Source organism: Kocuria tytonis (assembly GCF_003226895.2).
In the GTDB taxonomy this organism is placed as follows: Bacteria; Actinomycetota; Actinomycetes; order Actinomycetales; family Micrococcaceae; genus Kocuria; species Kocuria tytonis.
This window is the reverse complement of sequence record NZ_PNJG02000001.1, coordinates 1,274,683-1,295,656: the sequence shown is the minus strand read 5'-3', so window position 1 is coordinate 1,295,656 and position 20,974 is coordinate 1,274,683. Positions and strand designations below refer to the sequence as shown.

The window sequence follows — 20,974 nt, the reverse complement described above, 5'->3', positions numbered from 1 at the left end:
AAGACACTCCGGGGCCGTATTGTGCGCTCAGCACGCTACCGCCCACCGGACACGAGACGCAGAGGGGGTCACGCCATGGGGCGCGGCCGTCAAAAGGCGAAGGCGACACGACAGGCGCGGGAGATCAAGTACTTCAGCCCGCAGACCGACTACTCGGCCCTGCAGCGCGAGCTGCGCGGCACGAAACCGTCGTCCCGAGCCGTGGATCACGAGGAACGACCCGAGGACGAGGACGACTACTCGACCTACGCGGAGAAGTACTCCGACTACGACTGACCCGGCGTCCGGCGCACCAGCGCGCCGCTCGACTTCAGTGACTCAGCGAACCGCCCACACCGCCGTGTGGGCGGTTCGCTGCGTGCTGTCACTCAGTTCGCGTACCGACCCGTCATGAGCACGCCGCCGCCGGCCACACCCTTGGCGCCCTGCACCCAGTCGCTGCCGTGCCGGGCGGCGTCCGGATCCACGGGACCCACGCGGCCCATGATCCAGGAGGGCACTCCGCGGTCGCAGAGGTGGGCGACGGCGGCGTCGGCCACCGAGGGGTCCACGATCGCGACCATGCCCACACCCAGGTTCAGGGTGCGCTCCAGATCCGCCTGCGGGACGTGGCCGAGCTCGGCCACGAGCCGGAACACCGGCGGCAGGGACCACGTGGAACGGTCCACGGTGGCCTGCAGCTCCGCGGGCAGCACCCGGGCGAGGTTGGCCGCCAGCCCCCCGCCGGTCACGTGGGAGAAGCCCCGCACGCCGTGGCCCGTGGCGCCGTGGGCCCCGTTCACGGGGAAGGCGCGGGCCAGGTCCAGGACGTCCGCGGCGTACACCCGCGTGGGCTCGAGCAGCTCCTCGCCCAGGGTGCGGCCCAGCTCGCTGACCTGGCGGTCCAGCTGCCAGCCCGCCATGTTGATGACGCGGCGCACGAGCGAGTAGCCGTTGGAGTGCAGACCGGAGGAGGCCATGCCGATGATCACGTCACCGTCCCGCACACGCTGCGGACCGAGCAGCTCGTCCGCCTCGACCACGCCGGTGGCGGCACCGGCGACGTCGTACTCGTCCACCCCGAGCAGGCCGGGGTGCTCGGCGGTCTCCCCGCCCACGAGCGCGGTCCCGGCGGCCTCGCACGCGGCGGCGATGCCGCGCACGATGCCCGCGATGCGCTCCGGGACCACCCTGCCCGTGGCGATGTAGTCCGTCATGAACAGCGGCTTGGCGCCCACCACCACGATGTCGTCCACGACCATGCCCACGAGGTCCCACCCGATGGTGTCGTGGACGTCCAGGGACTGGGCGATGGCCACCTTGGTGCCCACTCCGTCCGTGGACGTGGCCAGGTAGGGCCTGCGGTACGCGGTGAGCTCGGAGACGTCGAAGAGCCCCGCGAACCCGCCCACGCCACCCACCACACCGGGGGTGTGCGTGGCCTTGACCGCGGCCTTCATGAGCTCGACGGCGCGGTCCCCGGCCTCCACGTCCACTCCGGCGCTCGCGTACGTCACGGGCTGGGAGTTCTGGGGCTGCTGCGGGCTCATGCGGTGGTCTCCTCGGGAGTGCCGGCGGGGTCTGCTGTCGGGGCGGGGACCACGAGGTCCTCGGAGGGCTCCGCGTGGGCGCCGGGGGCCTCCAGGACGGCCTTGCCGAGCCGGTCCGCCTTGGGCAGCGTGGTGGGGTACTGGCCCGAGAAGCAGGCCGTGCAGAGGTTGCCGCGGGACTGGGCGGTGGCCTCGATCATCCCCTCCTCGGAGATGTAGCCGAGCGAGTCCGCACCCAGGGACGCCTGGACGTCCGCCACGGTGAGGCCGTTGGCGATCAGCTCGGCGGGGGTGGCGAAGTCGATGCCGTAGAAGCACGGCCACTTGATGGGCGGGGAGGAGATCCGCACGTGGATCTCCGCCGCGCCGGCCTCGCGCAGCATCCGGACCAGGGCCCGCTGGGTGTTGCCGCGCACGATGGAGTCGTCCACGACCACCAGGCGCTTGCCCGCCACGATGGAGCGCAGGGGGTTGAGCTTGAGCCGGATCCCGAGCTGGCGGATGGTGTTGGACGGCTCGATGAACGTGCGCCCCACGTAGGAGTTCTTCACGAGCCCGTGGCCGAACGGGATGCCCGAGGCCTCCGCGTAGCCGATTGCCGCCGGCGTGCCGGACTCCGGGGTGGGCATCACGAGGTCCGCGTCCACGGCGTGCTCCCGTGCGAGCCTGCGGCCCATCTCCACGCGGGACTCGTAGACCGAGCGGCCGTTGATGGTGGTGTCCGGGCGGGCCAGGTACACGTACTCGAACACGCAGCCGGCCGGGGTGGGCTCCGCGAAGCGGCTCGAGCGCAGCCCGTTCTCGTCGACCGCGATGAACTCCCCGGGCTCCACCTCGCGCACGAGGGAGGCGCCCACGATGTCCAGTGCGGCGGTCTCGGAGGCGACCACCCAGCCGCGTTCCAGACGGCCCAGCACGAGCGGGCGCACCCCCAGCGGGTCACGCGCGGCGTAGAGGGTGCTCTCGTCCATGAACGTGAGGCAGAAGGAGCCCACGAGCTGCGGCAGCAGCTTCATGGCGGCTTCCTCGAGCGAGTTCAGGGGGTGCTCCGCGAGCAGCGCGGTGATCAGTGCGGTGTCCGTGGTGTTGCCGCGGGCCATCTCGCCGCGGGAGGGGAACCCGGACTTGTCGATCAGCAGGTCGTAGAGCTCCGCGGAGTTGGTCAGGTTGCCGTTGTGCGCGAGCGCCAGGGTGCCGTGGGGTGTGGCGCCCAGGGTGGGCTGCGCATTGGCCCAGTGGGAAGCGCCGGTGGTGGAGTACCGGGCATGACCCACGGCCAGGTAGCCCTTGAGGGTGTTGAGCGTGGTCTCGTCGAAGACCTGGGACACGAGCCCCATGTCCTTGTAGACCGAGATCCGCTCACCGTCCGAGGTGGCGATGCCCGCGGACTCCTGCCCACGGTGCTGCAGCGCGTACAGCCCGTAGTAGGCGAGTTTGGCCACGTCCTCCCCTGGGGCCCACACACCGAACACGCCGCACGCGTCCTGGGGGCCTTTTTCGCCGGGCAGAAGATCGTGTGAGAGTTTTCCGTCAGCTCGAACCACGGGAACAGTGTCTCACGAGCCGGGGCGTCGGCCGCCCTCGTGGACCTCGGCGGCCACGTTGCGGGCGCGCTTGAGGGAGATCCGGTCCAGCACGAGGCCCACCACGGCGCCGAGAGCGGCGCCCCCGATCAGGAACGACATCAGGAAGAAGCCGATGATGGCGGCGCGGGTGTAGGCCAGGGCGCCGGGACCCAGGGCGCCCACGAGCAGGCCGACGATGGCGCCCACCGCCGCACCCGTGGCCACGAAGGCGATCAGGTTGGGGGCGCGTCGCACCGTCACGTCCTGTGTGGCGGTCTCGGACGGCACGTGACGGTCGGGTGACTCTGGGCTGGCGGACGTCATGGTCTCCAGGTTATCGCGCGGCCCACCACCCCGGCGCCGGTGGGCCGGTGGGCTGGTCTTGCGATCCCCTGGGAGTTCTCCTCAGCGGAACAGGGGCAGCCAGGCGCTGAGGTCCGTGCGGGTTCCCGACGCCGCCACGGTGCCCTCCGCCACGGCGTGCGCCCAGGTCTCCGCCCCGGTGGCGAGCGCCAGCCAGGTGGTGGCGTCCGTCTCCACCACGTTGGGCGGGGTGCCGCGGGTGTGCCGTGGGCCGGGCACGCACTGCGTGACACCGAAGGGCGGCACGCGCACCTCCACGGAGTTGCCCTCCGCGCGGGTTCCCAGCTCCTCGAGGCAGTACCGCACGGCCGTGGCCACGGTCCTCCTGTCGGCGTCCTCCGGGGCGCGGCGCCACTGCGCGAGGGCGAGGGAGCCGTCCGCGGGGCTGATCCGGCGTTTCACGGTGGTGGGGCCTCCGGTGTCCTGGTGCGGTCGGGGAAGATGAGGGAGTTCGGGGGTCTCCGCCGTCGAGGGGGCCGTCCGCGGCGGCGATCGCTGTGGCGCACCCGGAGCTCCCGGTGCGGATCGTGCCGCGGCGGCCACCCGCTGGGAAGGGTGCTGCACGGGGAGCCCGGAGCGGTGGTCAGTCGAGCAGCTCCCGCAGCCCGGGGGCCAGCTCGACGGCTCCCACGGGGCGCCCGGCACCGGTGATCGGAGCCGTGACGCGCTCGATGACGCGGTCGGCGTCGGCCCGGGGGATGGCGCCCGCGTGGGCGAGCAGCGAGAGGCCCACCAGGGAGTTGGCGCGGGAGGAGCCGTCGAGCATCTTGATGGCCACGGACCACCCGGAGCGGGTGCCGAGCCCCAGCACGCCCTCCGCGCCCAGCTTGGTGATCACGTCCAGCTCCTCCATGACCACCGTGTTGGAGCGCCCCGGGCCCTGGACGTACTCCGGGTAGTCCAGCATGGAGGTTGCCACCGTGGCGGCGCGGGCGTCCGCCTGGATGTTGCGGGCGGCGCGCCCCAGCGTGGAGTACATGCGCGCCAGGCCGGTCAGGGAGATCGCCGTGAGGGGCGCCCCGCAGCCGTCGATGCCCACGTGGGCCGCGCGCTCGCCGGAGAACTCCTCGATGGTCTCCACCACGAGGCGCTGCAGCGGGTGCTCGGGGTCCAGGTAGGTGTCCGTGGGCCAGCCGTTGGTCACGCACGCGAGCAGGAACGCGGCGTGCTTTCCGGAGCAGTTCATGCACATGCGGTTCTTGCCGCGCTCGGTGCGGATCAGCCACGCGCGGGTGTCGTCGTCCTGGGGCCAGTCGGGCGGGCACTGCAGGGCCTCGGGGCCCAGCTCGGCGGCCTTGAGGATGGAGCTGACCGCGTCCAGGTGGTCGAAGGTCCCGGTGTGCGACGCCGCCGCGATCGCCACCTGCTCGCCGTGCAGCGCCGCCCCCGCCTTCATCGCGGCGACGGCCTGGAAGGGCTTGAGGGTGGAGCGCGGGAAGACCGGCTCGTCCGGGGCGCCCACGGAGAACGCCACGGAGCCGTCCGGGGCCAGCACCACGGCCGATCCGCTGTGGCGGGACTCCACGAAACCGCTGCGCTGCACCACCGCGAGTTCCACGGCCTGATCCGGGCTGAAAGTCTCCATGGCCCCAGTATGACAGCGCCACCGGAGCACCCGTTGCCCCGGGAAGGACCCCGGCCGATACGCTGAGCCAGTGAAGGTATTGGTGGTGGGCCCAGGCGGCCGCGAGCACGCGATGATCACGTCCCTGCTGCGGGACCCGCACGTGAGCGAGGTCCACGCGGCCCCCGGCAACGCCGGGATCGCCCAGGACGTCCCCGTGCACCCCCTCAACGCCCAGGACCCGGAGGCCGTGGTGGCCCTCGCGCGGGAACTGGCCGCGGACCTCGTGGTCGTGGGACCGGAGGCCCCGCTCGTGGCCGGCGTGGCGGACGCGCTGAGCGAGGCCGGGATCCCCGTCTTCGGCCCGTCCAGGGAGGCGGCCCGGATCGAGGGCTCCAAGGCGTTCGCCAAGGAGGTCATGGCGGCCGCGGATGTCCCCACGGCACGCGCCGTCGCCACCTCGGACATCGCGCGGGTGCGCGCGGCGTTCGACGAGTTCGGTGCCCCGTACGTGGTCAAGGACGACGGTCTGGCCGCGGGCAAGGGCGTTGTGGTCACCGCGGACCGGGACCGTGCGGAGGCGCACGCCCGGGAGTGCCTGGACGCCGGGGGAGCCGTCCTCGTAGAGGAGTTCCTGGACGGCCCGGAGGTCTCCCTGTTCGTGCTCAGCGACGGCACGCACGTGGTGCCGCTGCAGCCCGCGCAGGACTTCAAGCGCGTCCGGGACGGAGACCAGGGTCCGAACACCGGCGGCATGGGTGCCTACACCCCCCTGGACTGGCTGCCCGAGGGCTTCACCGAGGACGTCGTGGAGCGCGTGGCCCGCCCGGTGATCGACGAGCTGCGCCGCCGCGGCACCCCGTTCACGGGCGTGCTCTACTGCGGTCTGGCCGTCACCTCCCGGGGCACGCGGGTGATCGAGTTCAACGCGCGCTTCGGGGATCCCGAGACCCAATCCGTCCTGGCCATGCTGGAGACCCAGCTGGGCGGGCTGCTGCTCGACGCCGCACGGGGTCGCCTCGCCGAGGACCGTCCGCTGCAGTGGCGGCCCGGGGCCGCCGTGAGCATCGTGCTGGCCGCGCACAACTACCCCGGTGCCCCGCGCAAGGGGGACGTGATCACGGGACTGCAGGACGCCTCCCGCGAGGAGGAGACCTGGGTGGTCCACGCCGGGACGGAGCGCACCGAGGCCGGTGAGCTGGTGTCCTCCGGCGGCCGGGTGCTCGCCGTGGTGTCCCGCGGCGCGGACCTGCGGCAGGCGCGCGAGCGCGGTTATCGTGGGATCGAGCACATCACCCTGGAGGGGTCCCACTACCGCACGGACGTCGCACTCGCGGCGTCCGAGGGGCGGATCGAGGTCCCCGGGGCCCCGGCGGCGTCGGGCCCCGCACGCGCGGCGGAGCGCGCCTCCGGGACGGACGGACGCCCCGCGGGCGCAGCAGAGGAGCAGGCATGAGCGAGCACGGCACACCCTCCGAGATCCCCGGCTGGAAGCACGTCTACTCGGGCAAGGTCCGGGACCTGTACGTCCCGGACGAATCCCGCCTGGCCGCCACGGGGGTGGCCATCCACGACGACGCCGAGTACCGGGCGGGCGCCGTGCTCGTGGTCGCGAGCGACCGGATCTCCGCGTTCGACCAGGTGCTGCCCACCGAGATCCCGGACAAGGGCGTCATCCTCACGCAGCTGTCCCTGTGGTGGTTCCAGCAGCTGGCCGGGATCCCCAACCACATCCTCACCACGGACGTGCACGAGTCCGTGCGCGGGCGGGCCGTGGTGTGCAAGAACCTCTCGATGTTCCCCGTGGAGAACATCGTGCGCGGCTACCTCACCGGGTCCGGGCTCAAGGACTACCGCGCCACGGGTGCGGTGTGCGGCATCGAGCTGCCGGACGGACTGCGGGACGGGGACCGCCTGGAGCAGCCCATCTTCACCCCCACGGGCAAGGCCGAGCTGGGGGAGCACGACGAGCCCATCACCTACCGGGAGATGGCGGACGTGGTGGGCAACTCCGTGGCGGACCGGCTGCGCGAGCTGTCCCTGAAGATCTACACGCGAGCCGAGCGGATCGCCCGGGAGCGCGGGATCATCGTGGCGGACACCAAGGTGGAGTTCGGGCTGGACTCCTACCGCGGGGCCATCACGCTGGGGGACGAGGTCCTGACCCCGGACTCCTCGCGGTTCTGGGACCTGGAGACCTACAAACCCGGCCAGCCCCAGCCGTCCTTCGACAAGCAGTACGTGCGGGACTGGCTGCGCTCCGACGAGTCCGGCTGGGACGGGCAGGGGCCTGTCCCCGAGCTTCCCGAGGATGTGGTGGCGAAGACGCGTGAGCGCTATGTGGAAGCCTACGAGCGGCTCACCGGCCGTGCGTTCGACCCCCGGAGCGGGTTCTTCGAGGTGACCGGCCCGTCCGAGGGCTGACCGGATTCACCCGGTGCGGTCCGCCCCTCGCGGCGGGCCGTCCCAGCGGGCGCGGCGCATGTCCACCTGCACCCAGTGGGCATCGGTGGTCCTGAGGGGCGTGCCCTCGCGCTCGTACTGCTCCCGCGCGCCGATCTGCAACCGGTCCGGCAGCGTGCCGTCCGCCCGCACGACCCGCCACCACGGTGCCTCGGTGCTCACCTGCCCCAGGGCCATGATCCGCGCGGCGAGGCGCGGGGTCCCGAGACGCGCGAGGTCCGCGACGTCCCCGTAGCTCAGCACGGTTCCCGCGGGAATCCGCAGCACGACGCCGCGCACGGCCTCGATCGCGGCCGCCCCGCTGCGGGATCCGTCCCCGCACATCCCGCGCCGTGCGTTCCGTGCGGCGGTCACGCGACCGGGATCCGGACGTCGAGGTGCCACGTTCGGTCCCGGGGCCCGTACTCCACCTGGCCGGTGAGCAGGGCCACCCGCTCCTGGATCCCGCGCAGCCCGAAACCCGACGACAGCCCGCGGCGGTCCAGGTCACCGGATCCGTGGGGAAGCCTGTTCTCCGTGTGGATGTGCACGGTGGAGTCCACCGCGGTCATGCGGACCAGGCACGGGGAGCCGGTGGGCGCGTACTTGATCATGTTGGTGGCGGCTTCCTGCAGCACGCGTGCCGCGGTGCCGCGGATGGAGGTGGGGATGTCGTCCACGCCTGTGCCCAGGTCGAACATCGGATCCAGGCCCGCTCCCCGCAGGCTCGACTCCAGTGCCTGGGCCACCCCGTGCAGGGACCCCGTGGTGAGCCCGGACGCGTTGCCCCGCTCGTCCGCGGCGTCGTCCGTACCTGGGGAGTCCCGCAGGATGTGCAGCAGGGTGCGCAACTCGGTCAGACCGGAGCGCGCCGCCGTGTCCATGGTGTCGATGGTGCGGTGCAGCTCGGCGGGGTCCGTCTGGCGCTGCGATCCCGCCGCCTGCATGGTCACGAGTGTCAGTTCATGAGCCACCACGTCGTGCAGGTCCCGGGCCAGCGCCAGTCGCTCCTGCTCCCGGAGCCGCTGGTGGGTGGCCTCGACCACTTCCAGGCGCCGGGCGTTGAGCCGGTACTGCCCCACGAAGAAGCGCACGGCCACCCCGATCAGCGCCGCGGTGGCCAGGGGGATGCCCAGCACCCACGCGAAGTCGGTGCTGTGCAGGAACACCGCGGTGACGAGCAGCCACACCGCCGTGACCGCCAGGTGGACGAGGGCGGGACGGCGTCGGAGCATGGCGAGTGCCACCGCCATGACCATGCAGGCGCACAGCAGCGTGACCGAGTACTGCCCCAGCACCAGGCACAGCGCATAGGACATTGTGATGGCCATGGCCCCCGCGGCCGCGGACCAGGCCAGCAGCGCCACGGCACCATAGCTGAGCACTATCCACGCGGCGAAGAGCATGGCCGGCACCGGGGACAGTGCCGACCACGCGACGGCGCGCAGCTCGTCGAACAGCGCCACCCCCGCGAAGAGGACCAGGACGACACGCAGCCAGCTGGGCATGACCGCCGGGCGTGCCGCCGCGTCCGAACCTCGAACGGTGGCGTCCGAACTCACCGAGGGGGGTTGCAGTAAATGGGGAAGAACCGGCACAGCGCGCTGCCCGGCCCGCGCACCGACCCGCCGTCGGAGACGGCGAACACAGGCGCCGTGGAGGCGAAGAGCATGGAGGCGACGAGCGCGGCGGCGGCGGCCGCGCGGAGGACGGGGGTGCGGCGGGTGGTGGGGGCCGTGACCTCGCGGCCCTGCGTGAGTTGAGTCATGGGGTCAGTTTATGATCATTTCCATGGATTTGTGCAGGCTCCTTCTCGTGGACGACCATCCGCTCATGCGTGACGCCCTGGCGAACCTGTTCCGGGCCGAGCCGGGGTTCGAGGTGCTCGGAGAGGCGGCCGACGGCGAGGAGGCCGTGGCGAGATGCCTGGAGCTGTCCCCCGACGTGGTGCTCATGGACATCAGGATGCCGGGGATGGACGGGATCGAGGCCACGGCGCAGATCGTGCGGCAGTGCCCGGACACCAAGGTGCTGGCCCTGACCACGTTCTCCACCCTCGAGTACGTCGTCCCCGCCCTGCGCGCGGGGGCCTCGGGGTACCTGGTCAAGGACGCGCGGCATGACGAGATCGTGTCCGCCGTGAGCCTGATCCGCGAGGACGAGCTGGCGCTGTCGCAGTCGGTCTCGATCTCGCTGGCCAACAACGTGCTGGGGGACGTCCCGGTGCCCTCCGTGCGGCGGGGCAGGCAGCGGGGCGTCCTGACGCAGGTGAGCATGTCCCAGCCGCCCGGGCCCCACCCGGGTGCACCGAAGCTCACCCCCCGTGAGCAGGAGACCCTCGAGTGGATCGCGAAGGGGCTCAACAACGCCGAGATCGCCGAGCGCATGACCGTGTCCCACGGCAGCGTGAAGTCCTACGTCTCCCACCTCTGCGAGAAACTCGCCGTGCGGGACCGCGTGCAGGTGCTGATCTCCGGGATCCAGTGGGGGCTCGTGCACCCCGAGCTGGACGACGAGAACGCACTGCGCCCGCGCTGACGCCCAGGCCACGCCCAGTTTCGTCCGGGAAGTCTGGCCGAATGGCCATGGTGCCCGGCCGCCGGTGTGCGGCAGAGTATGTGGTGGACATCGGCACAGATGTCCAACGCTCCCCGGGGGTCGGGCGGTTGTACGGCGTCCACCTCCCACGCGGAGCGGACCGCTGAGTTCGCAGCGGGGGCCTTCGTACCCCCTTGATCGGACGAGTGCCGCGGGGCCTGGATCACCTCGTGCGCAACTCCGAGGGTCTCCGTTGCGTCAGCGGTTCAGGGCGCACACAGGCCTGGCCCCGGCGTCCTCCGACCAGGGGGCGCCGGGGTTCGTCGTGTCCGGCCCCTTCTCCACAGCACGCCGCTCGCACGGTCGTCGTTGGCGTGGCGCAGACCCCCCTCAGCCCTGCGCGGGCTCCGGTGCGTGCCCGTAGAACCACATGATGTGCTCGCGCAGCAGGCGCGCGGCGAGCTCCCCGTCCCGTGCCGCGGTGGCACGGTGGATGGCGCGGTGCTGCTCCCGCAGGCGGGAGCGGATGCCCGGCCAGTCGGCGGTGGCCGCCACCGTCTCCTGCACGTAACCGATGGTCGCCTCGCGCAGCGAGGCCATGATCGTCTCGACCACCACGTTCCCGCCCAGGGAGGCCAGGTGCAGGTGGAACTGGGCGTCCAGGGTGTGGAACTCGGCGTCGTCGACGTCGGGGTCGTCCATCCGGTCGAGCATCGCGGCCGCCTCCTCCAGAACAGCCTGCCGGCGGGGGTCCTCGGACGACGCCGCGTCGAGACCCGACTGCGTCTCCAGCAGGATGCGGGTGCTCACCACGTCCGCCACGGGCAGCGAGCGCGTGGCGATGTGCATGCGCAGCGCCCACCCCAGGGCCGCGGAGGGGTCCGAGATGACGGTGGCCCCCGACTGCGGCCCCGACCCCGTGGCCGAGCGCACGAGTCCCATGGCGGCCAGGATCCGTACGGCCTCGCGCACGGAGGCCCGTGAGATCCCGAAGTCCTCGGCGAGGGTGCGCTCGGCGGGCAGCTTGTCACCCATGCGCAGGGCACCCGATCGCAGCTGGTGCTCGAGCCAGTCCAGCACCACAGTGTAGGCGGGTGCAGTGCTCATGGTTCCTCCCGGGGCGTCACATGCGTGGGCCCGCCACCGCGTGCAGCGGTGACGGGCCATTGCTCCTCACTGTAGTAGCGCGGCTCAGGCCGCGGGCAGCATCCACGCCAGGACGTTGGACTGCAGGAACACCAGGCAGCACAGCACCAGCAGCATGCCCAGGGACCACGGCACCACGGAGCGGAAGATGCTGGACTCCTTGCCCTGCATGCCCACCGCGGAGGACGCGATGGCCAGGGACTGCGGCGAGATCATCTTGCCCACCACGCCGCCCGAGGTGTTCGCGGCGGTCATCAGGTGCGGATCCAGCCCGGAGCCCAGGGCCGCGGTCTTCTGGAGGTTCGCGAACAGGGCGTTGGCGGAGGTGTCGGAACCGGTCACAGCGGTGCCCACCCAGCCGAGCACGGGGGAGAAGAACGCGAACGCCGCGCCCAGACCGGCCACGAACGTGCCGATCGCCAGGGTCTGGCCGGAGAAGTTCATCACGTAGGCCAGTGCCAGCACGGACATGATGGTCAGGGCGGAGAAACGCATCTTCCAGAAGCTGCGTCCGATTTCTGCAAGGGCATCCGCGATCGAGAGTCGGAACATCCCGTGGTGGTTGAACAGGGCGTAGATCACGGCCACCAGCAGGCCGGTGATGAGCAGCAGCGTGCCGGGGCTGGAGAGCCACTGGAAAGAGTAGACCGTGCCCGAGATGGCTTCGCCCTTGGCATTGAGTAGGTGCCCGTTCAGGCCGGGCCACGGGATCTTGACGTCCGTGGACGCCATCGCCTTGGGTACATTGACCCCGGCGGTCCAGAGCTTGGCGACGCCGAAGACGGCCACCACCAGCAGGTAGGGCAGCACTGCCATCCACACGCGCCCGGCCGTGAGCACCGCAGCATCCTCCGGGCGGGAGACGCCCAGGTCCGCGCGCACGGCCTCGGCGCCCTTGGGACGCCAGAAGCGCATGAGGATCACCACACCGGCGAGCCCGGCGAGGGACGCCACCACGTCGGTGAGCTCGTACGAGAAGTGCGTGGCGCACCACCACTGGGCGATCGCGAAGCTGCCGCCCACCACGAGGGCGGCGGGCCAGGCCTGCTTGAGGCCGCGGACGCCGTCGACGATCAGCAGCAGGAAGAACGGGACCACGAACGCGAAGAACGGGGCCTGGTGACCCACCACGGCACCGATGTGGGCCGGGTCGAGGTCCGTGAGCGTGCCCGCGGTGGTGATGGGGATCGCGATCGCGCCGAAGGCCACGGGGGCGGTGTTGGCGATCAGCACCAGCGTGGCCGTCTTGAGAGGCTTGAGCCCAAGGGCCAGGATCATCGTGGCGGTGATCGCCACGGGGGCGCCGAAGCCTGCGAGAGCCTCGAGCAGACCGCCGAAGCAGAACGCGATGAGAATGGCCTGGATGCGCAGGTCACCGCCCCCGATGGTGTCGAAGATGGTGCGCAGGTCCTCGAAACGCCCGGAGAGCACGGTCACCTGGTAGAACCACAGGGCCATGACCACGATCCACACGATCGGGAACAGTCCGTAGACGGCGCCCTGGGTGGCGGTCAGTGCGGCGAGGTGCGCTGGCATGCCGAAGCCCAGGGTGGCCACCAGCAGGGCCACGGCGAGGGACGTGAGACCCGCCACGTAGGCGCTGGCCTTGAAGGCCAGTAGCATCACGAAGAAGGTCAGCAGGGGCAGGCAGCCGACTAGGGCGGACAGCCCGACGCTGCCTCCCACGGCGTCGGTCGCGGCGGTAAAGGTGTTCACGCGTTCTCCAAGGGGTGGGGCCGGATCGGAACCGTGGTTCGCGATGTTCTGCAGGGGATGGCGGCGAGCAGTGGATCCTCTGCTCGGGACCGCCCGTGACGCACGTGGTCAGACCACAATGGTCCGACCACAGCGTACATGATGTGCGTCACAGGACGAAGGGCTCGGGGCGGCGGCCGCGGCACACACCGCCGGGATTGCCAGGGCGATCGGGCCGGGGCACACTTTTGATGTGACCCGATTCACGGGCGTAGCATGGTCTGACCACAGAGTTCGACCGGCGCAGACGGTTGGGAGACCACACACATGAAAATCGCGCTCTTCGCCACGTGCATCGTGGACGCCATGTATCCCAAGGTGGCGCTGGCCACCGTGCGGATCCTGGAACGACTGGGACACGAGGTGGTGTTCCCCCAGGGCCAGGGCTGCTGCTCCCAGATGCACGTGAACAGCGGCTACTTCGAGGACGCCATGCCGGTGATCCGCAACCACGTGCGCGCGTTCACGAGCGTGGACTACGACGTCGCCGTGGCGCCCTCCGGCTCGTGCGTGGCCTCCCTGGGCCACCAGCAGCCCGTGGTCGCCCGCGAGTGCGGGGACGAGGCGCTCGCGCAGGGCGCGGAGGCGGTGGCCGCGAACACCCACGAGCTCTCCGAGCTGCTCGTGGACGTGCTGGGCGTGACGAACGCGGCGGAGCAGCTGGGCTCGTACTTCCCGCACCCCGTGACCTACCACCCCTCGTGCCACGGCATGCGCCTGCTGGGCCTCGGTGACCGGCAGAAGGACCTCGTGCGCTCCGTGGCGGAGATCGACCTGCGCGAGCTGCCGGACGCCGAGGAGTGCTGCGGCTTCGGCGGCACCTTCTCGTTCAAGAACCCGGACGTCTCCGGTGCCATGGCGGACGCCAAGCTGCGCAACATCGAGAACTCCGGTGCCTCCCTGTGCACCGGGGGTGACGCGTCCTGCCTGATGCACCTGGGTGGCGCGGCCTCCAAGCGCAACGTGGACGTGCAGACCGTGCACTTCGCGGAGATCCTCGCCTCCACCCGCGCGAATCCGCTGCGGGTGGACGGCCCGGTGGAACTGTCCATCCCCCAGCCCGGGCGCCGTGCGGCGAGCCCGGCCACCACGGCAGGAGCAACTCGATGAGCGTCACGTCCCTCGGCATGCCCGCGGTGCGCCCCGTGCACGGGCAGGGCAACCTGCATGCACAGGTGGCGTTCCCCAAGGCCGCCAAAAAAGAGCTGCAGAACGAGCAGATGCGCGCCAACATCCGGCACGCCACCCACACCATCCGCACCAAGCGCGCGGGCGTGGTGGGGGAGGTCCCGGACTGGAGCGAGCTGCGCGATGCCGGCTCCGCCATCAAGGAGACCGTGATGGCGCACCTGCCGGAACTGCTCGAGCAGTTCGAGCAGAACGTGGCGGCCCGCGGGGGCGTGGTGCACTGGGCCCGGGACGCGGACGAGGCGAACGCCATCGTCACGCGCCTGGTGCAGGAACAGGACACCACGGACGTCATCAAGGTGAAGTCCATGGCCACCCAGGAGATCGGGCTGGACGAGCACCTGGCCGAGAACGGCATCACCGCCACCGAGACGGACCTGGCCGAGCTCATCGTGCAGCTGGGCCGGGACAAGCCCTCCCACATCCTGGTCCCCGCGATCCACAAGAACCGCGAGGAGATCCGCGAGATCTTCAGCCGCGAGATGCCCGGCGTCACGGACGAGCTCACCAGCGAACCGCGCGTCCTGGCTGAGGCGGCGCGCCAGCACCTGCGGGAGAAGTTCCTCACGTCCAAGGTGGCCATCAGCGGCGCAAACTTCGGCATCGCGGACACCGGGACCCTGTCCGTGGTGGAGTCCGAGGGCAACGGCCGCATGTGCCTCACCCTGCCCGAGACGCTGATCACCGTGATGGGCATCGAGAAACTGCTGCCCACCTACCAGGACCTCGAGGTGTTCTTCCAGCTCCTCCCGCGCTCCTCCACCGGGGAGCGGATGAACCCCTACACGTCCCTGTGGACCGGGGTGACCCCCGGTGACGGGCCCAGCAACTTCCACGTGGTGCTGCTGGACAACGGCCGCTCCGCGGTACTCTCGGACCCCAAGGGCCGCTCCGCGCTGCACTGCATCCGCTGCTCCGCGTGCCTGAACGTGTGCCCGGTCTACGAGCACGCGGGCGGACACTCCTACGGCTCCACCTACCCGGGGCCCATCGGCGCGATCCTCTCGCCACAGCTCACGGGCATCACGTCCGAGCAGAACGCCTCCCTGCCGTACGCGTCCTCCCTGTGCGGGGCCTGCTACCAGGTGTGTCCCGTGAAGATCAACATCCCGGACATCCTGGTGCACCTGCGGGACGAGGACATCCGCACCCAGCACGGACAGCGCGTGGAGAGGGCCGCGCCGGCGCCGTCGTCCGAGGACCCTGCGGTGGGCGGAGACGACAACTGGCGCGAGGAGAAGTCCCTGACCGGGGACGAGGGCCGGGGTGGGCAGGACACTGCCCCCCAGAAGGGCACCCTCCAGGAGCTCGGTTCTCGGGCGCGTCGCGCAGGACGCCGCATCCGAGGAGCCGTGCCTTCCCGCGGTGTGCCCACGCAGATGGACGCCATGATGAAGGGCGCGTCCTTCGTGATGGCCTCGGGCCAGCGGATGTCGCTCGCGGAGCGGGGTCTGCCCCTGGGCCGTGTGGTGGCCGGGCGGGACCACGCGATCAGCTGGCTGCCCGGTGTGGTGGGCGGCTGGACGGACGAGCGCGACGTCCCCGAGCCCCCCAGGGAGTCCTTCCGCAACTGGTGGAAGAAGCACGAGGGGGAGACCGGGCAGCGTCTCGAGCACGACGGCGCCGCGGCGGCGTCGGGCCCCGCGCCCGACGGGTCCGCGCAGTCCCACGCCGCCGCGGAACGGGATCCGGCCGATGCCCCGGGTGCGCGCGGTTCGTCCGGCTCGGCGGGCGCTTCCGGCGAGGGGGTGACCCCCGGTTCGGGGGCGGCCGCCACACCGTCCCGGACGCGCGAGACGGCCGCCCGCACCTCCCGGGGGGAGACCGCTCCCGGGGCGGGACCGGACGCCGTGGCCGGAGCGGCTTCCGCGGCCACCGGTGACCCGGACGAGGACAACATCGCGGACGGTGGCACCGCATCGGGTCGCACGGGCGCGACCGGGGGCCCAGCGGGCGGTCGGTCCGACGAGCGGAACAACGGGAACGGGGAGCAGGCATGAGCACGGACGCGAAGACGGAGATCCTGCAGCGGCTCCACGGTGCGCTCGCGGACCAGCCACAGGCCCCCGAGGTGCCCCGGGACTACCGCCACACCTCGGAGCTGTCCCGCGAGGAGATCGTGGACGTGCTGGAGGACCGGCTGCTGGACTACAAGGCGAACGTGTACCGGGAGACCGCACAGACCGTGGCGGACCGGATCGCCACCCAGCTCGGGACATCCGCCCGCTACGTGATCCCCGAGGGACTGGACACCGCTCTGCTCCCGGAGGAGACCGCGGCGCGCCGGGCCATCGTGGACCCCAACGACGCCCGCAGGGCCTCGGCGCTCACGGTGCGGGACCTGAACCGGGTGGACGCCGTGGTGACCTCTTCCACGGTCTCCTGCGCCCAGACGGGGACCATCTTCCTGTCCGGGCGACCGGACGAGGGCCGCCGTGCGATCACCCTGGTGCCGGACCACCACATCTGCATCGTGCCGCTGGACACCGTGGTGGAGCTGATCCCGGAGGCCATGGCACGGGTGGAGCCCACCGCCCCCACCACCATGATCTCGGGCCCGTCCGCCACCTCGGACATCGAGCTCGAGCGGGTGGAGGGTGTGCACGGGCCGCGCACGCTGGACGTGATCCTGCTGGGCTGACCGGGCTGGCGAGCGCCCCCAAGGATGAAGTGCAGAAAATGCCATCCACCGAGCGGTAGGTGGCATTTTCTGCACTTCTTCCTGCGTGGGCGGGCGGCGCCCATGGTGGGCGAGGATGGTGAGGTACGGAAGGGACGTGAGGCGCTCGCGGCGCGTGTCCCCCGGCCCGGCTCAGTAGCGGGGCTGCTTCGGGTCCACGTCCTCGATCCACGCCAGGATCCCGCCGTCCAGGTGCTTGAGGTCGTCCTCCCGCAGGGCGTAGTCGCCGCGCAGGGCCGCCAGGGCCCGGGCGGAGCGGACCCCGGCCTTGCAGTGCAGGATCACGTCCCCCTCGGTCCCCGCGGGGAGCGCCCGCACACCGTCCGCGAGCAGCCGGTCCAGGGGCACCGCCACCGAGCCGGGGATCGAGACGAGCTGCCGCTCCCAGTCCTCCCGCACGTCCACCAGGGTGAACGTGGTCTCGCCGCGCTCGCGTGCCGCCAGCAGCTCCGCCAGTTCCGTGGCGGCCACGGTCTCGACGGCGCTCGGTGCGGACTGCGGGGCACCCGCCCGGACCCCGGGGGGCCGCTGCGCACCGCTGGTTCGGCCCGACGCCGCTCGCCCGCCGCCGCTGGACGCGCCGTCCGCGTCGTGGCGGGCAGCCGCGCCGGCAGCGGGCTGGTCGTCCCCGCGGGCCGCGGCGTCGTCCTCCGGGGCGGGGAGACCGCACGCCACGAAGACCTGGGAGAGGTCCGTGACGGGCTCGCGCCCGGGGTCCGGGAGCACGGTGAGGGTGCGCCAGGTCTGGGCGAGGGCGTCGTGGATTAGAACCCGCCCCACCAGGGGCGAGCCGATGCCCGTGAGAAGTTTGAGCGCCTCGGTGGCCATGACGGAGCCGATGGTCGCGGGCAGCACGCCCAGCACGCCGCCCTCGGCGCACGAGGGAACGGACCCGGCCGGGGGAGCCTCGGGGTAGAGGTCCCGGTACACGGGTCCCCGCCCGGCCCAGAACACGGAGACTTGGCCGTCGAAGCGCAGGATGGAGCCCCACACCACGGGAATCCCGGTGAGCTCGGCGGCGTCCGCCACGAGGTAGCGCGTGCCGAAGTTGTCCGCGCCGTCCAGCACGAGGTCGTACTGCGCGAAGATCTCCAGCGCGTTCTCCGTGCTCAACCGGACGTCGTGGGTGCGCACGGTGACCAGCGGGTTGAGCCGGGCCACGGCGTCCGCGGCGGAGGACACCTTGGGCCGTCCCACGTCCGCGACGGTGTGGACCACCTGGCGCTGCAGGTTGGAGACGGACACGACGTCGTCGTCCACGATCCCCAGGGTCCCCACACCGGCGGCGGCGAGGTACTGCAGGGCCGGGGCGCCGAGGCCGCCCGCGCCGATCACGAGCACCCGGGCGTTCTTGAGACGGCGCTGTCCGAGCGGCCCGAACTGCGTGAGCGTGAGGTGCCGCGAGTACCGCTCGAGCTCCTCGCGGGTGAGGTCCTCGGCGGGTTCCACGAGCGGGGCGAAGCCCGGGAGCCCGCTCATCGGGTGGAGCCCCCGGCCGCGGGCTCTCCCGCGGCCTCGGCCACGGAGCGGGCGGGCCAGTCCCCGCGGGGCGTGTCCTCACCGGAGCCGATCCGCCCTGCCATGGGGGAGGAGGCCATGGCGTGGGTGCGGCGCGGGATGCGCCCGGCGCCGCGCGCCAGCCGACCCGCCCGCACGGCGTGCTTCATGGCCCGCGCCATGGCCACGGGGTCCTGCGCGCGGGTCACCGCGGAGGCCAGCAGCACGGCGTCGCAGCCCAGCTCCATGGCCAGGGCGGCCTCCGACGCCGTGCCGATCCCGGCGTCCAGGACCACCGGCACGGAGGCGCGCGAGGCGATCAGCTCGATGTTGTGCGGGTTGAGGATGCCCAGGCCCGTGCCGATCGGGGCGCCCAGGGGCATCACGGCCGTGGCCCCGGCGTCCTCCAGGCGCAGCGCGAGCACGGGGTCGTCCGAGGTGTACGCGAAGACCTTGAAGCCCCGGCGCACCAGTTCCTCGGTGGCGTCCAGCAGCTCCACGCCGTCCGGGAGCAGGGTGTCCTCGTCCGAGATGATCTCCAGCTTGACCCAGTCCGTCTCCAGTGCCTCGCGCCCGAGCTCCGCGGTCAGCAGTGCGTCCCGGGCCGTGTAGCACCCGGCGGTGTTGGGCAGCACCCGGATGCCGTGGCGGCGCAGGATCCCGTACAGGCTGTCCTGCGGTGCCCCGGGGGTCGACGACGCCGCGGGGCCCGCCCCCGGGAACCCTTCCGCTCCGCGCCGCCCGGCTCCACCGGCGGGGCCGGGGGAGAACCGGCGCAGCGCCACGGTGGTCAGCTCCGTGCCGGAGGCCAGCAGGGCACGCTCCAGCATGGCGAGGTCGGTGAGCCCCCCGGTGCCCATGACCAGTCGTGAGGAGAGCTCCACACCGTCGATGCCCAGCGGGTCCGGAGCGGGGGACTCCGCGGTGGGGTGTGCGTGCTCTGCGGTCATGCTCAGCCTCCCTGGACGGCGGTGACGATTTCCACGGACTGCCCCGCGGCCACGGCGGTTGCGGACCACAGGGACCTCGGGATCACGGCGTCGTCCACGGCCACGGCGATCCCCAGGGGATGGCCGTCCGCCGCGGTGCCCTCGGGTGTGATCTCCCGGCCCGTGAGGTGGGACACGGCAGCCGTGAGGGTGAAGCCGTCGTGCACCTCCACGGGGGTGCCGTTGACGGTGGCCGTGCCCGCGCCCGTGGCGGTGTCCGCGGCGGGCGGGGGCGGGAACTCTCCGGCGGCGGGGACCGTGTGCGCGGGGTCCGGTCCGTCGGCGCCGGTGCGGTGCCGTGGGTCGTGCGGTGCAGGGGTGGGGCTCATGCCGGTCCTCCCGGGACGTGGACGGTGTCGTGGGGATCGTCGTGGGGGCCCGAGTGGCGGGCGGGGTCGGTGGTGGCGAGGAACTCGGGGTCCCGGGCGTGGTCCACGTCCGGATCGGCCACGCCGGTCACGAGTTCCGCGGCGAGCCGTGAGGCCACGGGGGTCAGCAGGATCCCGTGGCGGAAGTGCCCCGTGCTGATCACGAGTCCCGCCACGGACGTGCTCCCCAGGTAGGGGAGGTCGTCGGGCGTTCCGGGGCGGGCGCGGGCCATCATCTCCAGCACGTCGCAGTCGTCGATCGCGGGGACCACGGCGCGGGCGTCCCGCAGCAGCTGGTGGACGCCGCCGGCGAGCACCGACTCCCGGCCGTCCTCGCGGCTCGTGGCGCCCAGGACCAGGGTGCGGTCCGCGCGGGGGACCATGTACACGGGCCGACCGAGCACCTGGGCCCGCACCGTGCGGGTCAGCAGGTGCTCCTCACCGGGGGCCAGGACGGAGTCGGGGACCCCCAGCCGCAGGATGTCCCCGAACACCGGTCGCAGCCGCAGGTCCAGGTCCTCGGGCAGTCCGCCCACCGCGTTGGCGCTCAGCCCGGACGCCACCACCACGGCGTCCGCCGGGATCAGCTCGCCGTCGTCCAGCTGCACCCCGGTGGCCTGCCGCGGCGCCGTGCGGGTGACGCGCACGGACTCCACCCGGTGGGTGAGCCACGTGGCCGGGCCGGCGTCGGGGACCTCCCCGATGGTCCGCAGGGCCGGGGCGTTGAGTGCCTCCACCATGGCGGCGGCCAGCATCCGCGGGTCCACCTGCCGGTCGGAGACGATCCGCACGGCACCGCCCAGCCGGGGCGCCAGCGCGGGTTCCAGCGAGCGCGCCGCGCGGGTGGAGATCTCCTCCACGTCCATGCCCGAGGCGAGCTGGTGGGAGGCGAGGTCCGAGAGCGAACGGGCGTCGGCGGCGTCGGCGGCCACCACGAGCGTCTCCTCCGTGCGGTACCCGGTGGGCAGGCCCGTGGCCGCGGTGACCCGCTCCACGAACGCGGGGTACTCGGCGGCGGAGGCGCGCATGAGGGGGTAGAGGCGCTCCTGGCCGTACTGGGTCTCGGCCACGGGTGCGAGCATGCCGGCGGCGGCGCGGGTGGCCCCCCACGCGGGCTGCGGGTCCACCACGGTGACGGCGGCCCCGCGGCGGCGCAGCTCGAGCGCGGTGGCCAGCCCGATCAGACCGGCCCCGGCCACGACGACGTGTTCGGGCTCGTGCTCCGACATGCTTCCTCCCTCCGGCGGCATGACCCGCATCAGGTGACCGGTCGGCGGCTCACGCCCTCGCAGCCCGCTGCGGTGGTCCGGGGTGACGTGTGCGGGCTCCCGTGGAACTGCTCGCCCGGCA

21 protein-coding genes are annotated in these 20,974 nt (G+C 72.2%); 7 read left to right on the top strand and 14 right to left on the bottom strand.

Annotation, left to right across the window (positions count from 1 at the left end; all coding sequences use genetic code 11):
• Positions 1-75 precede the first annotated feature (75 nt).
• On the top strand, positions 76-276 hold the full coding sequence (locus tag C1C97_RS05805) for a DUF3073 domain-containing protein (RefSeq protein WP_110918952.1): 201 nt from the start codon (positions 76-78) through the stop codon (positions 274-276).
• A 92-nt stretch (positions 277-368) separates the two neighbouring features.
• Here C1C97_RS05805 and purM read toward each other — a convergent pair whose 3' ends face one another.
• The 5 genes from purM to C1C97_RS05780 form a co-directional block, all read right to left on the bottom strand.
• Positions 369-1,529: a phosphoribosylformylglycinamidine cyclo-ligase gene (gene purM / locus C1C97_RS05800; RefSeq protein WP_110918953.1), complete on the bottom strand. Its 1,161-nt coding sequence runs from the start codon at positions 1,527-1,529 to the stop codon at positions 369-371.
• Complete coding sequence (purF, locus tag C1C97_RS05795; RefSeq protein ID WP_110918954.1) at positions 1,526-3,073, bottom strand: amidophosphoribosyltransferase; 1,548 nt, start codon at positions 3,071-3,073, stop codon at positions 1,526-1,528. Before purF ends, purM begins: the two co-directional genes overlap by 4 nt.
• 12 nt (positions 3,074-3,085) lie before the next feature.
• Positions 3,086-3,418, bottom strand: coding sequence for a hypothetical protein (locus C1C97_RS05790; protein ID WP_121030419.1), 333 nt, complete (start codon positions 3,416-3,418; stop codon positions 3,086-3,088).
• Between the two features lie 81 nt (positions 3,419-3,499).
• On the bottom strand, positions 3,500-3,859 hold the full coding sequence (locus C1C97_RS05785; RefSeq protein WP_121030417.1) for a sterol carrier family protein: 360 nt from the start codon (positions 3,857-3,859) through the stop codon (positions 3,500-3,502).
• 181 nt (positions 3,860-4,040) lie between these two features.
• The gene (locus C1C97_RS05780) at positions 4,041-5,042 is read right to left on the bottom strand and encodes an asparaginase (RefSeq protein WP_121030416.1); all 1,002 of its coding nucleotides are present in this window, start codon (positions 5,040-5,042) and stop codon (positions 4,041-4,043) included.
• 70 nt (positions 5,043-5,112) lie between these two features.
• On the opposite strand from C1C97_RS05780, the gene purD reads away from it, so the two are divergent.
• Positions 5,113-6,477 (top strand): phosphoribosylamine--glycine ligase, encoded by a 1,365-nt coding sequence (gene purD, locus C1C97_RS05775; RefSeq protein ID WP_121030414.1) that lies wholly within the window; start codon positions 5,113-5,115, stop codon positions 6,475-6,477.
• Positions 6,474-7,445, top strand: a complete 972-nt coding sequence (locus C1C97_RS05770) for a phosphoribosylaminoimidazolesuccinocarboxamide synthase (RefSeq protein WP_110918959.1) — start codon at positions 6,474-6,476, stop codon at positions 7,443-7,445. The genes purD and C1C97_RS05770 overlap by 4 nt, the downstream gene beginning before the upstream one ends.
• A gap of 6 nt (positions 7,446-7,451) precedes the next feature.
• Here the strand turns inward: C1C97_RS05770 and C1C97_RS05765 are convergent, their stop codons facing one another.
• The 3 genes from C1C97_RS05765 to C1C97_RS05755 are packed head-to-tail and all read right to left on the bottom strand — an operon-like array spanning position 7,452 to position 9,231.
• The gene (locus tag C1C97_RS05765) at positions 7,452-7,838 is read right to left on the bottom strand and encodes an MGMT family protein (protein ID WP_233542753.1); all 387 of its coding nucleotides are present in this window, start codon (positions 7,836-7,838) and stop codon (positions 7,452-7,454) included.
• Positions 7,835-9,025 carry a histidine kinase gene (locus tag C1C97_RS05760; protein ID WP_233542752.1) on the bottom strand — a complete coding sequence of 397 codons (1,191 nt, stop codon included), beginning with the start codon at positions 9,023-9,025 and terminating at the stop codon, positions 7,835-7,837. The genes C1C97_RS05765 and C1C97_RS05760 overlap by 4 nt, the downstream gene beginning before the upstream one ends.
• Positions 9,022-9,231, bottom strand: coding sequence for a hypothetical protein (locus C1C97_RS05755; RefSeq protein WP_110918961.1), 210 nt, complete (start codon positions 9,229-9,231; stop codon positions 9,022-9,024). Before C1C97_RS05755 ends, C1C97_RS05760 begins: the two co-directional genes overlap by 4 nt.
• Positions 9,232-9,242: 11 nt before the next feature.
• Here C1C97_RS05755 and C1C97_RS05750 point away from each other — a divergent pair, with 11 nt between their 5' ends.
• Positions 9,243-10,001: a response regulator transcription factor gene (locus tag C1C97_RS05750; protein ID WP_110918962.1), complete on the top strand. Its 759-nt coding sequence runs from the start codon at positions 9,243-9,245 to the stop codon at positions 9,999-10,001.
• A 390-nt stretch (positions 10,002-10,391) separates the two neighbouring features.
• Here the strand turns inward: C1C97_RS05750 and C1C97_RS05745 are convergent, their stop codons facing one another.
• Entirely contained in the window at positions 10,392-11,108 is a 717-nt protein-coding gene (locus C1C97_RS05745) for a FadR/GntR family transcriptional regulator (RefSeq protein WP_110918963.1), read from the bottom strand.
• An 84-nt stretch (positions 11,109-11,192) separates the two neighbouring features.
• Positions 11,193-12,863, bottom strand: a complete 1,671-nt coding sequence (locus C1C97_RS05740) for an L-lactate permease (RefSeq protein WP_121030408.1) — start codon at positions 12,861-12,863, stop codon at positions 11,193-11,195.
• A gap of 306 nt (positions 12,864-13,169) precedes the next feature.
• Here C1C97_RS05740 and C1C97_RS05735 point away from each other — a divergent pair, with 306 nt between their 5' ends.
• From C1C97_RS05735 to C1C97_RS05725, 3 genes are read left to right on the top strand one after another with little or no spacing between them, the layout of a single operon-like run.
• Positions 13,170-14,012 (top strand): (Fe-S)-binding protein, encoded by an 843-nt coding sequence (locus C1C97_RS05735; RefSeq protein ID WP_110918965.1) that lies wholly within the window; start codon positions 13,170-13,172, stop codon positions 14,010-14,012.
• Positions 14,009-16,090 (top strand): LutB/LldF family L-lactate oxidation iron-sulfur protein, encoded by a 2,082-nt coding sequence (locus C1C97_RS05730; RefSeq protein ID WP_110918966.1) that lies wholly within the window; start codon positions 14,009-14,011, stop codon positions 16,088-16,090. Before C1C97_RS05735 ends, C1C97_RS05730 begins: the two co-directional genes overlap by 4 nt.
• Entirely contained in the window at positions 16,087-16,731 is a 645-nt protein-coding gene (locus tag C1C97_RS05725; RefSeq protein ID WP_110918967.1) for a LutC/YkgG family protein, read from the top strand. The genes C1C97_RS05730 and C1C97_RS05725 overlap by 4 nt, the downstream gene beginning before the upstream one ends.
• Before the next feature lie 171 nt (positions 16,732-16,902).
• Here C1C97_RS05725 and moeB read toward each other — a convergent pair whose 3' ends face one another.
• The 4 genes from moeB to thiO are packed head-to-tail and all read right to left on the bottom strand — an operon-like array spanning position 16,903 to position 20,853.
• On the bottom strand, positions 16,903-18,249 hold the full coding sequence (gene moeB, locus C1C97_RS05720; RefSeq protein WP_121030406.1) for a molybdopterin-synthase adenylyltransferase MoeB: 1,347 nt from the start codon (positions 18,247-18,249) through the stop codon (positions 16,903-16,905).
• Entirely contained in the window at positions 18,246-19,217 is a 972-nt protein-coding gene (locus C1C97_RS05715; RefSeq protein WP_121030404.1) for a thiazole synthase, read from the bottom strand. The genes moeB and C1C97_RS05715 overlap by 4 nt, the downstream gene beginning before the upstream one ends.
• 2 nt (positions 19,218-19,219) lie before the next feature.
• Positions 19,220-19,585, bottom strand: coding sequence for a sulfur carrier protein ThiS (thiS, locus tag C1C97_RS12705; RefSeq protein ID WP_121030402.1), 366 nt, complete (start codon positions 19,583-19,585; stop codon positions 19,220-19,222).
• Complete coding sequence (gene thiO / locus C1C97_RS05705; RefSeq protein WP_121030400.1) at positions 19,582-20,853, bottom strand: glycine oxidase ThiO; 1,272 nt, start codon at positions 20,851-20,853, stop codon at positions 19,582-19,584. The genes thiS and thiO overlap by 4 nt, the downstream gene beginning before the upstream one ends.
• Between the last annotated feature and the right edge of the window lie 121 nt (positions 20,854-20,974).